The organism is Methylobacterium sp. 77, assembly GCF_000372825.1.
GTDB lineage: Bacteria > Pseudomonadota > Alphaproteobacteria > Rhizobiales > Beijerinckiaceae > Methylobacterium.
Window position 1 is genome coordinate 4,352,067 of the sequence record NZ_KB910516.1, and the last position, 12,713, is coordinate 4,364,779.

General features: G+C 67.4%; 13 protein-coding genes. 11 read left to right on the forward strand and 2 right to left on the reverse strand.

Annotated features, from left to right (window positions below; all coding sequences use genetic code 11):
• Positions 1-151 precede the first annotated feature (151 nt).
• A complete protein-coding gene (locus A3OK_RS0120605) occupies positions 152-433 on the forward strand; it encodes a (2Fe-2S)-binding protein (RefSeq protein WP_081631265.1) in 282 nt (93 codons plus the stop codon).
• A gap of 62 nt (positions 434-495) precedes the next feature.
• Positions 496-993: a bacterioferritin gene (bfr, locus tag A3OK_RS0120610; RefSeq protein WP_019906792.1), complete on the forward strand. Its 498-nt coding sequence runs from the start codon at positions 496-498 to the stop codon at positions 991-993.
• Between the two features lie 33 nt (positions 994-1,026).
• Here the strand turns inward: bfr and A3OK_RS0120615 are convergent, their stop codons facing one another.
• The gene (locus A3OK_RS0120615; RefSeq protein ID WP_019906793.1) at positions 1,027-1,611 is read right to left on the reverse strand and encodes a Uma2 family endonuclease; all 585 of its coding nucleotides are present in this window, start codon (positions 1,609-1,611) and stop codon (positions 1,027-1,029) included.
• A 201-nt stretch (positions 1,612-1,812) separates the two neighbouring features.
• On the opposite strand from A3OK_RS0120615, the gene ruvB reads away from it, so the two are divergent.
• From ruvB to tolB, 8 genes are all read left to right on the forward strand, one after another.
• The gene (ruvB, locus tag A3OK_RS0120620; protein ID WP_026597489.1) at positions 1,813-2,856 is read left to right on the forward strand and encodes a Holliday junction branch migration DNA helicase RuvB; all 1,044 of its coding nucleotides are present in this window, start codon (positions 1,813-1,815) and stop codon (positions 2,854-2,856) included.
• A 156-nt stretch (positions 2,857-3,012) separates the two neighbouring features.
• A complete protein-coding gene (locus tag A3OK_RS0120625; protein ID WP_019906795.1) occupies positions 3,013-3,957 on the forward strand; it encodes a metallophosphoesterase in 945 nt (314 codons plus the stop codon).
• Positions 3,954-4,928 carry a metallophosphoesterase gene (locus A3OK_RS0120630; protein WP_019906796.1) on the forward strand — a complete coding sequence of 325 codons (975 nt, stop codon included), beginning with the start codon at positions 3,954-3,956 and terminating at the stop codon, positions 4,926-4,928. The genes A3OK_RS0120625 and A3OK_RS0120630 overlap by 4 nt, the downstream gene beginning before the upstream one ends.
• Positions 4,925-5,365, forward strand: a complete 441-nt coding sequence (gene ybgC / locus A3OK_RS23170) for a tol-pal system-associated acyl-CoA thioesterase (RefSeq protein ID WP_019906797.1) — start codon at positions 4,925-4,927, stop codon at positions 5,363-5,365. The genes A3OK_RS0120630 and ybgC overlap by 4 nt, the downstream gene beginning before the upstream one ends.
• Before the next feature lie 302 nt (positions 5,366-5,667).
• A complete protein-coding gene (gene tolQ, locus A3OK_RS0120640; RefSeq protein WP_018041984.1) occupies positions 5,668-6,384 on the forward strand; it encodes a protein TolQ in 717 nt (238 codons plus the stop codon).
• A gap of 34 nt (positions 6,385-6,418) precedes the next feature.
• Positions 6,419-6,862, forward strand: a complete 444-nt coding sequence (locus A3OK_RS0120645; RefSeq protein WP_026597491.1) for a biopolymer transporter ExbD — start codon at positions 6,419-6,421, stop codon at positions 6,860-6,862.
• Between the two features lie 14 nt (positions 6,863-6,876).
• On the forward strand, positions 6,877-8,304 hold the full coding sequence (tolA, locus tag A3OK_RS0120650) for a cell envelope integrity protein TolA (RefSeq protein ID WP_019906800.1): 1,428 nt from the start codon (positions 6,877-6,879) through the stop codon (positions 8,302-8,304).
• A 245-nt stretch (positions 8,305-8,549) separates the two neighbouring features.
• Positions 8,550-9,881 (forward strand): Tol-Pal system beta propeller repeat protein TolB, encoded by a 1,332-nt coding sequence (gene tolB / locus A3OK_RS0120655; protein ID WP_019906801.1) that lies wholly within the window; start codon positions 8,550-8,552, stop codon positions 9,879-9,881.
• Positions 9,882-10,086: 205 nt separating this feature from the next.
• Here the strand turns inward: tolB and A3OK_RS0120660 are convergent, their stop codons facing one another.
• Entirely contained in the window at positions 10,087-11,322 is a 1,236-nt protein-coding gene (locus tag A3OK_RS0120660) for an MFS transporter (RefSeq protein WP_026597492.1), read from the reverse strand.
• Positions 11,323-11,785: 463 nt separating this feature from the next.
• On the opposite strand from A3OK_RS0120660, the gene A3OK_RS0120665 reads away from it, so the two are divergent.
• Positions 11,786-12,682, forward strand: a complete 897-nt coding sequence (locus A3OK_RS0120665; RefSeq protein ID WP_245259393.1) for a hypothetical protein — start codon at positions 11,786-11,788, stop codon at positions 12,680-12,682.
• The last annotated feature ends 31 nt before the right edge of the window (positions 12,683-12,713 follow it).

Consider the following 12,713-nt stretch of genomic DNA (forward strand, 5'->3'; position numbering starts at 1 on the left):
AATTCTCCCATGGCAGTTAAGTTGTTGAGAACGCAGTAGATTTTAAAAGTTCTAAAGAGGCACGCAAGTCGATGGTCGCAACGGGAAATCTGCCTCGCGCACGATTCTCTCGATGCCGATCGATCTGCTCCGCCCCGTCCAGCGAGCTGTCATGATCGTCTGTTCCTGTAACGTGTTGTCCGACGGTGCCGTCCGCGATTGCCTGAAGGGCGGGCCCGATTGCCCGCGTACCCCGGCGCAGGTCCATGCCTGCCTCGGTTGCAGTCCGAAATGCGGCCGTTGTGCCCGCACGATCCGCTCGATCATGCAGGCGGCGCTGCAGGGCGCCCTCGAAAATGCCGTTGCGGAGGCAGGCCATGCGTGCGAGGCGGGTTGCGCGAGCGGCTGTAGTTTGGTCAAGTTCCAAACTGCGGAGGAGGGGATCGCCGCCTGAGGGCCTGTGCGAGGCCCCACGCTCCCCTTCGGCTGATCGATAGCCTTACGGGAGTGTGTTTGATGAAGGGTGATGTGAAGGTCGTCGAGTACCTCAACCGAGGGCTCCGTAGCGAGCTGACGGCCGTGAGCCAGTACTGGCTCCATTTCCGCATGCTGAACGATTGGGGCTACATCGATCTCGCCAAGTTCTGGCGCAAGGAATCGATCGAGGAGATGAACCACGCCGACCGGTTCGTCGACCGGATCCTGTTCCTCGACGGGTTCCCGAACCTGCAGGAACTCGACCCGCTGCGGATCGGCCAGAATGTCGAGGAGATCATCGCCTGCGATCTCGCCGCCGAGACCGAGGCGCGCGCGCTCTATCTCGAAGCCGCGCAATACTGCGATTCGATCAACGACCGCGTCTCGAAGATCCTGTTCGAGGAACTCGCCGCCGACGAGGAAGGCCATATCGACTTCCTCGAGACGCAGCAGAACCTGATCGCCCAGGTCGGCCTGCCGCTCTACGCGCAGAAGCATATCGGTGGCCTCGAGGCGATCGCCCCGGAGAAGGACTAGGACGACCGCCGCTGAGCGCCGGTTCGCCGGCGCTCAGCGCGCGATCACCCGGTAATAAATGTCGCGCAGGGGCAAGGCGGCCTGGATCGCCGCGAGGTCGAGGGTCGCATCGAGCCCCTCGAGCACCCTGAACCCCGTCCAGGCTCCGTCGACCCGGTCGAAGACCTCGATATGTGCCCGGTCGCGCGCCACCAGCACGTAATGCTGGAGCGAGCCGAGCTGCTGATAGACGCTCCACTTCTCGAAACGGTCGCGGGCCTCCGTGCCGGGAGACAGGACCTCGAAGAGGACGGTCGGATTGTCCACCGAGGTCGTTCCCGGTTCGAGATCGCCACAGACGACGAGGACATCCGGCAACATCGCGGCGTCGAGCGGCCTGCTCTTCATGTAGAACGTCTCGGTGAAGGTCTGACAGGACGACCCCGCGGCGCGAAATCCGCTCTCCAGGCTGGTGGCGATGTTCTGGACGATCCGCCCATGCTCCCACCGGGCGCCGACCATCATCCGGACGACCCGGCCGCCGATCAGCTCCCAGCGTTCGTTGCTCGGTTTGTCGGCCAGCAGCTCCTCGAAATCGTCGAGCGCCATCATCTCGAAAAGCTGAGACGCGCGGCCCATCGCTGATCCCCTTGCCGGTTATCTCGGCGGCTTCATGCCGCCGACGGCGCAGTGTAGCGCGCGCGGCGGCGTTGTGCGACATCGGGCGAAACGTCCGTCCACCGGAGCAGGCCCCGTGCCGGGCCCCGAGCGAGAGCCCGTGTGAGCAAGCTCCCCAAGTCCGCGAAATCGCCGTCCCCGAAATCGCCGACCCTGCATCCGCTGCCGGACTCGCTGCTGACGCCCGAGCGCCGCCCGGACGATGTCGAGCAGTCGATCCGCCCCTTGAGCCTCGCCGAGTTCATCGGCCAGCGCGCGGCGCGCGCAAACATGCAGATCTTCATCGAATCGGCCAAGAAGACCGGCTCGGCCCTCGATCACGTCCTGTTCGTCGGGCCGCCCGGCCTCGGCAAGACCACCCTGGCGCAGATCGTGGCGCGCGAACTCGGGGTGAACTTCCGCTCCACCTCCGGCCCGGTCATCGCCAAGGCCGGCGATCTCGCGGCCCAGCTCACCAATCTCGAAGAGCGCGACGTGCTCTTCATCGACGAGATCCACCGCCTCAACCCGGCGGTGGAGGAGATCCTCTATCCGGCGATGGAGGATTACCAGCTCGACCTCATCATCGGCGAGGGGCCGGCGGCGCGCTCGGTGAAGATCGAGCTGCCGAAATTCACCCTGGTGGGCGCCACCACCCGCGCGGGCCTGCTCACCACGCCCCTGCGCGACCGGTTCGGCATCCCGATCCGCCTCGAATTCTACGATGTCGACGAGCTCGAACTCATCGTCACGCGCGGGGCGCGGGTGCTCGGCATCGGCATGTCGGCGGAGGGCGCCAACGAGATCGCCAAGCGGGCGCGCGGCACGCCGCGCATCGCCGGCCGGCTGCTGCGTCGGGTGCGCGACTTCGCCATCGTCGCCGATGCCCCCACCGTGACGCGGGCCATCGCCGACCGGGCGCTGCAACTCCTCGACGTGGACCCCGCCGGCCTCGACGTGATGGACCGCAAGTACCTGACGATGATCGCCACCTCCTTCGGCGGCGGTCCGGTCGGCATCGAGACCATCGCGGCCGCGCTCTCCGAGCCGCGCGACGCCATCGAGGACATCATCGAGCCCTTCCTGATCCAGAAGGGTTTCGTCCAGCGCACCCCGCGCGGCCGCATGCTGACGCCGCACGCCTACAAGCATATGGGCTTCGCCGTCCCCCGGCGCGATCCGGCCACGCAGTTCGGGCTGTTCGGGGCGGGAGATCCCGATGAGTGATGAGGGCGGCCACGGTCGGGGCTTCATCGACCGACGAGAACCCGGTCGATCACCTCCCTCCGCGATCCGTCCCCTCAAGGTGGCAGGAAGGTGTCGTGGCCGATTCGTGGCACCGGACTGTGCCGCCGACCCCGTATCGATGGCGGGCAGGTTTCGATGAAGCCTGACGGAGCGACATCCTCGGTCCGGATCACCCGCCGCACCGTCGTGCTCGGCCTCGGTGCCGCTGCCCTCGGCGCCAGCGGCACCGCCGCCTACGGCATCGGCATCGAACCGATGCGCCTCGCCATCACGCGATACCGGATCAGGCCGGGGGCGCCCTGGCCCGAGGGTTTGTCCCTGCGGATCGTGGCGGTCTCGGACGTCCATGCCTGCGATCCGTTCATGACGCCCGAGCATATCCGGCGGATCGTCGAGACGGCCAACGGCCTCGGCGGCGACGTGATCGTCCTGCTCGGCGATTACGTGCGCGGCATGCACGCCTTCACCACCATCGTCGAATCCGCCGATTGGGCCCCGGTCCTCGGCGCCCTGAAGGCCCCGCTCGGCACCTATGCCATCCTCGGCAACCACGATTGGTGGGCCGACCGGGCGGCCTGCGAGCGCGGTCACGGCCCGACCTTCGCCGGAGAGGCGCTGACCCGCGCCGGAATCCGCGTTCTCGAGAACGAGGCGCTGCCATTGCAGGTGAGGGGACACGACGTCTGGCTCGCCGGGCTCGGCGACCAGCTCAGCTTCCAGGGCACGTGGTGGCGCTACGGCTTCAAGCGGATGGGCAGCGACGACCTGCCCGCGACCCTCGCCGCGATCCCGGACGGCGCGCCCGCCATCCTGCTCGCCCACGAGCCGGACATCTTCCCGAAGGTTCCCGCCCGCGTCGCCCTCACCCTGTCGGGCCATACCCATGGCGGACAGGTCAGGCTGTTCGGCTACGCGCCGGTCGTGCCCTCGCGCTACGGACGGCGCTACGCCTACGGCCATGTCCGCGAGCAGACCGATCTCGTCGTCTCCGGCGGCCTCGGCATGAGCGGCCTGCCCGTCCGCCTCGGCATCCCGCCCGAGATCGTCGTGGTCGACCTGTCCTCGGAGCCGGTGGCATGAGCCTCGACGAGGATCGGATCGGCGAGGAGGCGTTGCCCTCCAAGACGCCTGCGGTGAGGATCACGCGCCGGACGGTGCTTGCCGGACTCGGAGGAATCGTCCTCGCGGGCGGCGCGACCTCGGCCTACGGCATCGGCATCGAGCCCATGCGCCTGTCGGTGACGCGCTATGCCATCAGGCCGAAGGGACATTGGCCGGCCGGGCAGACGCTGCGGATCGTGGCGCTCGCCGATATCCATGCCTGCGAGCCCTGGATGAGTGCCGCACGGATCGCCGGCATCGTCGCCACCGCGAACTCTTTGGGCGGCGACGTGATCGTGCTGCTCGGCGACTACGTGACCGGTCAGAATTTCGTCACACGCTATGTCGACGCCGCCGAATGGGCACCCGAACTCGGCCGGCTCAAGGCGCCGCTCGGCACATACGCCATCCTCGGCAATCACGATTGGTGGGAAGACCGCACGGCGCAGAAGCGTGGCTCCGGCCCGACCATCGCCGGCGAAGCCCTGACGCGGGCCGGCATCCGTGTCCTCGACAACGATGCGATTCGCCTGGAACGCGACGACCGGGCGTTCTGGCTCGCGGGGCTCGGCGACCAGCTCGCCCTGCTGCCGACCCGCAAGCGCCATGGCCATCCGCGCATCGGCGTCGACGATCTGGACAAGACCCTCGCCGGGATACCGGACGGTGCGCCGACGATCCTGCTCGCGCACGAGCCCGACATCTTCCCGCAGGTGCCGGCCCATGTGGCGCTGACCCTCTCCGGCCACACCCATGGCGGGCAGGTTCGCCTGTTCGGTTATTCTCCCGTTGTCCCGTCGCGCTACGCCAACCGGTACGCCTACGGCCATGTCCGCGAGCAGGCCGATCTCGTCGTCTCCGGCGGGCTCGGAAACAGCATCGCGCCGGTCCGTTTCGGTGTTCCCCCCGAGATCGTCGTGGTCGACCTGTCCTCGGAAGCCATCGCATGAACCCTGATCGCACGACCTCGCATCGCATCGACATCCGCGTCTATTACGAGGACACGGACTTTTCCGGGTTCGTCTATCACGCCAATTATTTGCGCTACATGGAGCGCGGCCGCACGGAGTTGCTTCGGGCGCTGGCCATGGAACAGGCCGACCTGCAGCGCGATTCCGCGCTGATCTTCGTGGTGCGGCGCATGGTCCTCGACTTCCTGCGGCCGGCGCGGATGGACGATATGCTCTCCATCGTAACGAGGCCGCTCGAATTGCGCGGCGCGTCGATGCCGATGAGCCAGGAAGTGCGGCGCGGAGACGAAATCCTCCTCAAGGCAGAGGTCACCGTGGCGGCGGTGCGGGATGGCCGCGCCGTCCGCCTGCCGGACGCCCTGCGCCGTGCCCTGTCGCAACGTTTCGATGCCGCCGGAGATGCAGCCGCCTCCTGATCGGGCCGCGTCTTTTCCGACAACCGGTTCCCACTTTTCGGAAAAGACGCTCCAGCGCCGCGCCGTGCGGCCCGGCGATTGCCTGGCCATGCCGTCAGCGGGAGGCTGCGGCCTCCGACGCCATGGAATGACGGGCATCCTCACGGTTCATTAACCTTGACGGCGGAGGAAGGTGAGCGGGTTCGTTTTGCGATGCACCCCATACTTTCGACAGATTCACCAGCGATCTGGGGAGCATACCGCCCGGATCAGGTGGAGTGCGGGAGTCGGCCGCCCGGTCGACCCGGGACGAGGACGAACGCATGAATCCCGCCGATGCCATGCAGGCGCTGCCGCCGCCGGACATGAGCCTGTTCAACCTGTTCTGGCATGCCCATTTCGTGGTCAAGCTGGTGATGGTGGGCCTGCTCGGCTGCTCCGTCTGGTGCTGGGCGATCATCGTCGACAAGACGCTGCTGTTCCGCCGCACCAAAACCGAGATGGACGCGTTCGAGGAAGCGTTCTGGTCCGGCCGTTCGCTGGAGGAACTCTACCGCTCGTTCAACGACCGGCCCGCCACCAATCTCGGCGCCCTGTTCGTGGCCGCCATGCGCGAGTGGAAGCGCTCGTTCGAGGGCTCGGGCCGGCAGATCCAGAGCCTGTCCCAGCGCATCGACAAGGTGCTCGACGTGACGATCCAGCGCGAGGTCGAGCGGCTCGAATCGCGTCTCCTGTTCCTCGCCTCCATCGGCTCGGCCGGCCCCTATGTCGGCCTGTTCGGCACGGTCTGGGGCATCATGACCTCGTTCACGGCCATCGCCGCCTCGAAGAACACCTCGCTCGCGGTGGTGGCGCCCGGCATCGCCGAGGCCCTGTTCGCGACGGCCATCGGCCTGTTCGCGGCGATCCCGGCGGTGCTCGCCTACAACAAGCTCCAGTCGAACGTGTCCAAGGCCCAGTCGCGGCTCGAGGGCTTCGCCGACGAGTTCTCCGCCATCCTCTCCCGTCAGATCGACGAGCGCCTGTCGCTCGCCGCCTGATTCCGACCATTTTCAAGAGCATCGAGGCACGATCATGGGCATGGCCCACGGCGCGGCGCAGGGTGGAAGCAGGCGGCGTCGCGCGCGTCGCGGCGGAGCCATCAACGAGATCAATATGACGCCGTTCATCGACGTCGTGCTCGTGCTGCTCATCGTGTTCATGGTGGCCGCGCCGATGATGACGGTGGGCGTGCCCCTCGACCTGCCGCAATCCAAGGCGAGCCCGCTCAATTCCGACAGCACTCCGGTGACGCTCTCGATCCGCCAGACCGGCCAGGTCTTCCTCGGCGAGGCCGAACTCACCGACGACACCATCGTCCCGAAACTCGTGGATACCTCCAAGTCCGGCTTCGAGGAGCGGGTCTTCGTGCGCGGCGACAAGCGCGTCGATTACGGACGCGTGGCCCAGGTGATGGCGATCGTGACGGGCGGCGGCTTCAAGAAGGTCGCCCTCGTCACCGAGCCGGACCAGAAGTAGCGGACGCCGCCACCGTGAAGCTTCCCTCCAAATTCCGCGAACCGGGCGTCTGGATCTCGACCGGCGTCCATGTCGCGGTGCTCACCGTGGCGCTGATGTCGGTGGCCGCTCCCGCCCTGCCGGATGCGCAGGAGGGCGTGCCGGTGGAGGTGATGACCGAGCAGCAATTCTCCGAGCTGACCAAGGGCGAGAAGAACGCGGAGAAGCCCCTGCCCGATGCCAAGCCCCGGGCCGACAAGGTCTCCGAGAAGTTCGAGGAGCGCGAGCCCGAGAATTCCAAGCTCGATGCTCCGGCTCCGCCGAAGCGCCCGGCCGACATGAAGGTCGCCAGCGCCGAGGAGATGCCCCTGCGCATGCCCGAGCCCGAGAAGGATTCCGCCAAGGACGCCGCCGAGGCTGCGGCCAAGGCCGAGGCGGCGGCCGAAGCCAAGGAAGCCGCGAAAGCCGAAGCCGCGAAAGCGGCCGAAGCCAAGGCGGCCGAAGCTAAGGCGGCCGCTGCTGAAGCAAAGGCTGCCGCCAAGGCGGAGGCGGCCAAAGCCGAGGCCAAGGCCGAAGCCGTGAAGGCCGCCAAGGTCGAGGCCGAGAAGCGCGAGAAGCTCGCCGAACTCATCGAGCGCCAGGAAGCCGAAGCCATCGCCAAGGCGGATGCCGCCAAGGCCGAGAAGGCCAAGGCGCTCGCGGAGGCCAAGGCAGAGGCGAAGGCGCAGGCCGATGCCAAGGCGAAAGCCGACGCGAAGGCCAAGGCCGAAGCGCTCGCCAAGGCGGAGAAGGCTGAGGCGGAAGCCGAGGCCAAGGCCGAAGCGAAGGCCAAGGCGGAGGCCGAGCGCCAGCAGGCGGTCGCGGAGGCGAAGGCCGCGGCGGATGCTCAGGCGAAAGCCGATGCCAAGGCGAAGGCCGAGGCCGCCGCCAAGGCCGAGGCGAAGGCCAAAGCCAAGGCGATGGCGGATGCGCACGCCAAGGCCGATGCGGAGGCGAAGGCCAGGAAACAGGCCGAGCTCGCCGACAAGTTCAGCTCAGGCGACATCAAGCAGCTTCTCGCCTCGAAGGCGCCCTCGCAATCGACCGGCGCCACAGGCCGCGACGTTCAGCGCACGGCCTCGCTGGGAGCCGCCAGCGGCACCTCGCAGCGCCTGTCGCCCTCCATGCGCGACTCGCTGATCGGGATGCTGACCCAGCAGATCGAGCGCTGCTACTCGGCGCCGCCCGGTGCGTCGCAGGGGGTGGTGCTGCCGATGCTCGACATCCGCCTCTCCGCCAACGGTTCTCTGAGCACCGAACCGCGGATCATGCGCGGCGGCGCCAATGCGGTGGATCGCTCCCTCGCCGAGGCCGCTCTGCGTGCGGTGAAGCGCTGCGCGCCCTACAAGATCCCGCCCCAGTTCGCGCCGTATTACGATGACTGGAAGGCGATCAACGCGGAATTCGAGTTCTCGCGGGTGTAATGCGAGACGCCTATAACCTCGGACCGGTCCAACCCATTCGCCTCATCCTGAGGTGCCGAAGCGTCAGCGAAGGCCTCGAAGGAGCCCTCCAGTACTCTCGCGCTCACTGGAGGGCTCCTTCGAGGCCCGCTAACGCGGGCACCTCAGGATGAGGTCGAGGATGGGACGGATCGAACATACGGATCGGGCCTGTTCCCCCAACGATCAGCGCCCCGAATTCCTGCCCCATCTCTCGGAATTTCTTCATGACCGACACCCTTCACCGGCGGCTGTCCTCGCCTCTGGCGTCCCTCCTCGCGATCCTGGCCCTGGTTCTCGCCTTCGCCGCGCCCGCGCAGGCGCAGCTGAACCTGCGGATCGGCGGCGGCTCGTTCCAGCCGATGCCGATCGCCGTCGCCGACTTCTCCGGCGATCCGAGCCTCGGCCTGCTGGTGTCGAGCGTGGTCACGAACAACCTGAGGCGGTCCGGCTATTTCGTGCCCCTGGAGAAGGGGAAGTTCCCGGAAAACCCCGGCTTCGACGCGGTGCCGGGCTTCGACAAGTGGCGCGCCGCCGGCGCCCAGGCGCTGATCACCGGCCGCGTCGGGCGCGATCCCTCGGGCAAGCTCAAGGTCGAGTTCCGGCTCTGGGACGTCACCTCCGGCCAGCAGCTCGCCGGCCAGCAATACGGCGCGGACGTCGCCAATGCGCGCCGCACCGGCCACCTCATCTCGGACGTGGTCTATACCAAGATCACCGGCCTCGGCGGCTGGTTCGACAGCCGCATCGCCTTCGTCGACGAATCCGGCTCGAAGGAGAACCGCCGCAAGCGCCTGATGGTGATGGACCAGGACGGCGCCAATGTCCGGGCCCTCACCACCGGTGAATCCGCCGTCGTGGCCCCGCGCTACTCGCCGGCGACGCAGGACATCGCCTTCATGACTCAGGCCACCGGCCAGCAGCCGCGCATCCAGGTGATCAACCTCGAGACCGGCGCGCGCCAAGCCATCGGCCGGATGGATTCGATGAGCACCAGCCCGCGCTTCTCGCCCGACGGCCACCACCTCGTGATGAGCGTGCAGCAGGGCGGCAACGCCGATATCGTGAAGATGGATCTCGGCTCGAAGGCGCAGACGCCGATCACCAACGGCAACGCCATCGATACCTCGCCGACCTACTCGCCGGACGGACGCCAGATCGTGTTCGAATCCGATCGCGGCGGTTCGCAGCAGGTCTACGTGATGGGCGCCGACGGCTCGAACCCGACCCGCATCTCGTTCGGTGAAGGCTCGGCCTCGCAGCCGGCCTGGTCACCCAAGGGCGACCTCATCGCCTTCACCCGCCAGCGCAAGGGCGGTTTCGCCATCTGCGTGATGAAGCCGGACGGCTCGGGTGAGCGGGTTCTCACCGAGGGCTTCCACAACGAGGGGCCGACCTTCGCGCCCAACGGCCAGTACGTGCTGTTCTTCCGCGATCCCGGCGGCCAGGGCGGCGGCAAGCTCTACATGGTCGACATCACCGGCAAGGTGGAACAGCCCGTCCCGACGCCCTCCTATGCCTCGGACCCGACCTGGTCGCCGCTGCTCGCGGGGAAGTAGCCCCCAAACGGGCTCCGGGAGGCGCGGAGCCGGTGCCTTCCGTATACGTCATCGATGGACAGACGATGATCCCTCTCCGGCAGATCGCGCGCCGGAGAGGGATGACGGACGTGATCGGGGTCGGAACTCCGTCGGTCGGACGCCGCTCACCGCACCCGGCCGGAGCAGGATCGTCGCCGCTGCGCTGAACCCTGTGGGCCATCCCTCACTCCGCCGCTGCCAGCAGCCGGTCCCGTGCCTTGAGCGCCGGGAACAGCCGACCCCACAGCATCGCCACCACGATCGTCGCGAGGCCTCCGGCCACGACCGCCGGGACCGCCCCGACGAGGGCGGCGAGCGTACCGGATTCGAATTCTCCGAGTTCGTTCGAGGCGCCGATGAACACCGTGTTCACGGCCGAGACCCGTCCGCGCATGGCATCCGGCGTCTCGCCCTGAACGAAGGTCTGGCGCACGTAGACGCTGATCATGTCGGCCGCCCCGGTGACGAAGAGGCAGGCCATGGAGAACGGCAGCGACGCGGACAGGCCGAATGCCACGATGGCGATGCCGAAGACCGCGACGGCCTGCAGCATGCGCAATCCGGCATGGCGTTCGAGGGGGCGATAGGCGAGGACGATGGCGGTGATCACGGCGCCGGCCGCCGGCATGCTCCGCAATGCGCCGAGCCCGAGCGGGCCGACGTGAAGGATCTCGGCTGCGAAGATCGGCAGCAGGGCCGTGGCGCCTCCGAGGAGCACGGCCACGAGATCGAGGCTGATGGCGCCGAGCACCACCGGCTGCGAGCGGATGTAGGACAGGCCGGCCGAGAGGGTCGCCCAGGTGACGGGCGGACGCTCCGTCACGGGGGCGGGGCGGAAGCGGATCGCGACCACGAGGGCGCTGGCCAGGGCGAAGCTCGCCGCTGCCGCCCCGAAGACGGCGGCGGGGCCCAGCACGTAGAGAAATCCGCCCGCGGCCGGGCCGATGATCGAGGCGCTCTGCCAAAGCGAGGCGTTCCAGGCGATCGCCGATCCGAACAGGTCACGCGGCACCAGGGTCGGGAGCAGGGCCTGGAGCGCGGGATTCGCGAAGGCGCGGGACGTGCCGATGACGACCACGAGGGCGTAGATCGGCCAGATCGACGTGGTTCCGAACAAGGCGAGGCAGAGCAGGCCGAGATCGGCGGTGGCCAGGGTCGCGTAGGCGATGGCCGTCACCAGACGCCGGTCGTAGGTGTCGGCCACGTGCCCGGTGATCAGGGCGGAGAGCATCGCCGGAAGGAAGCTCGCCAGGCCGACGAGGCCGAGGGCGAGCGCCGAGCGGGTCAGGTCGTAGACGAACCATCCCACCGCAACGGCTTGCATCTGGTAGGCGAGGCCGGTCAGGAAACGCGCGGCGCCGTAGAGTCGGAAATCGCCGTTACGGAAGACGGACCAGCGCGGCGCAGCGGTCTCTGTCATGAAGGCTCGGCCATACGCTCGCAGGATGGAGGCGGAGGCCGCCTCGCTCGCTCTATAGCCGATCGGCGAGGGCGACACCGCTGCCGGGCCAGCCGAAAGCGATCGGCTTCGTTTTGTTAACTGGGCGATGCTTGGGTAGAAACTTGCATGGTATAATTAAATACCATCGAGTTGTGCCAGAATGATCCAAAGCATCCCAAAGCAAAATCCGACACCGCAAAGCATGGCAAGGCAAAATCCCGACCTTGTTCCGAGTACAATCGCTTCGTCGCGGCACGGGTCGATCCGCGCTTTCGAGAGGAGCGACATCCCGCAGATATGCCATCTCTTTTCGGAAACGTTTCGACTGGGGAACACCTATCAGGCCGATAAGCTCGCAAGCTGCCTGGAGGCGACGTATTTCGGCTCGCCCGCCTATTCCGAGGCGACCGGCTCGATCGTCCATCTCGACGAGAACGGAATCGTGAACGGTTTCATGGGCGTGATCGCCATGACCATGGTCGTCGGGGGCCGGAATCTGCGTGCCGGGATCCTCAGCGCCTACATGGCTGCCGATCCCGACAACAATCCCGGCATCGGCGTCAGTCTCGTTCGGGGCGTTACCGCCCGCGATTTCGATCTGCTCTTCACCGATACCGCCAACCGGACCTCGCTCGATATTGCGCGCGCGACGCGCTTCGTCATCCTGCCGGCGCAGAGCCTCGAATGGGTGAAGATCTGCCGCCCGATGGGAACGGCGGCGTATTTTCTCGGAAAGCGTCTGCCGTGGCTGGCGTCTGTGATCACGCCGCTCGTCCGTGCGGCGGACATTGTGCTCCGACGCGCCCTGCCGTCCGGACCGGCGCGCCCCGATGGCGTCAGCTCGCGCCCGCTCACCGCCGCCGACTTCACCAAAGCCGCCCGGTCATTTCTCGAACCCTACGATCTGAAGCCGGCCTGGGCCGACCTCGAATGGTTCGTCGAGCAGGCGGAACTCCAGCTGAAATACGGCCCCTTGCTGATCCGGGAGGTGGTGGATCGGATGGGACGCCGGGTGGGGCTCTACCTCCTCTACGCGCGACGGGACGGCGTCGCCTACGCACTCCAGGTCCTCGCCTTGCCGAACCGGGAGGAACTCGTCATCGGCCAGATGATCGCCGATGCCGCCGAGATCGGTTCGGTGGCCGTGCGGGGGCCGACCTCGCCCGACCTGCTCAAAGGGCTCTTCCGCCAGAAAGGGATCTTCTATCATCACGTGATGGGGACGATCGCCTGGACGCGCGATCCGGATGTCGCGGAAAGCCTGCGCGGCGGAAACGTTTTCCTCGGCGGCCTCGCCGGTGAGACCTGGGCCCGGATCGTGACCGAGGATTTCTCGTGAACCAGCGCCGACCGCGGACCGTGGCACGTCG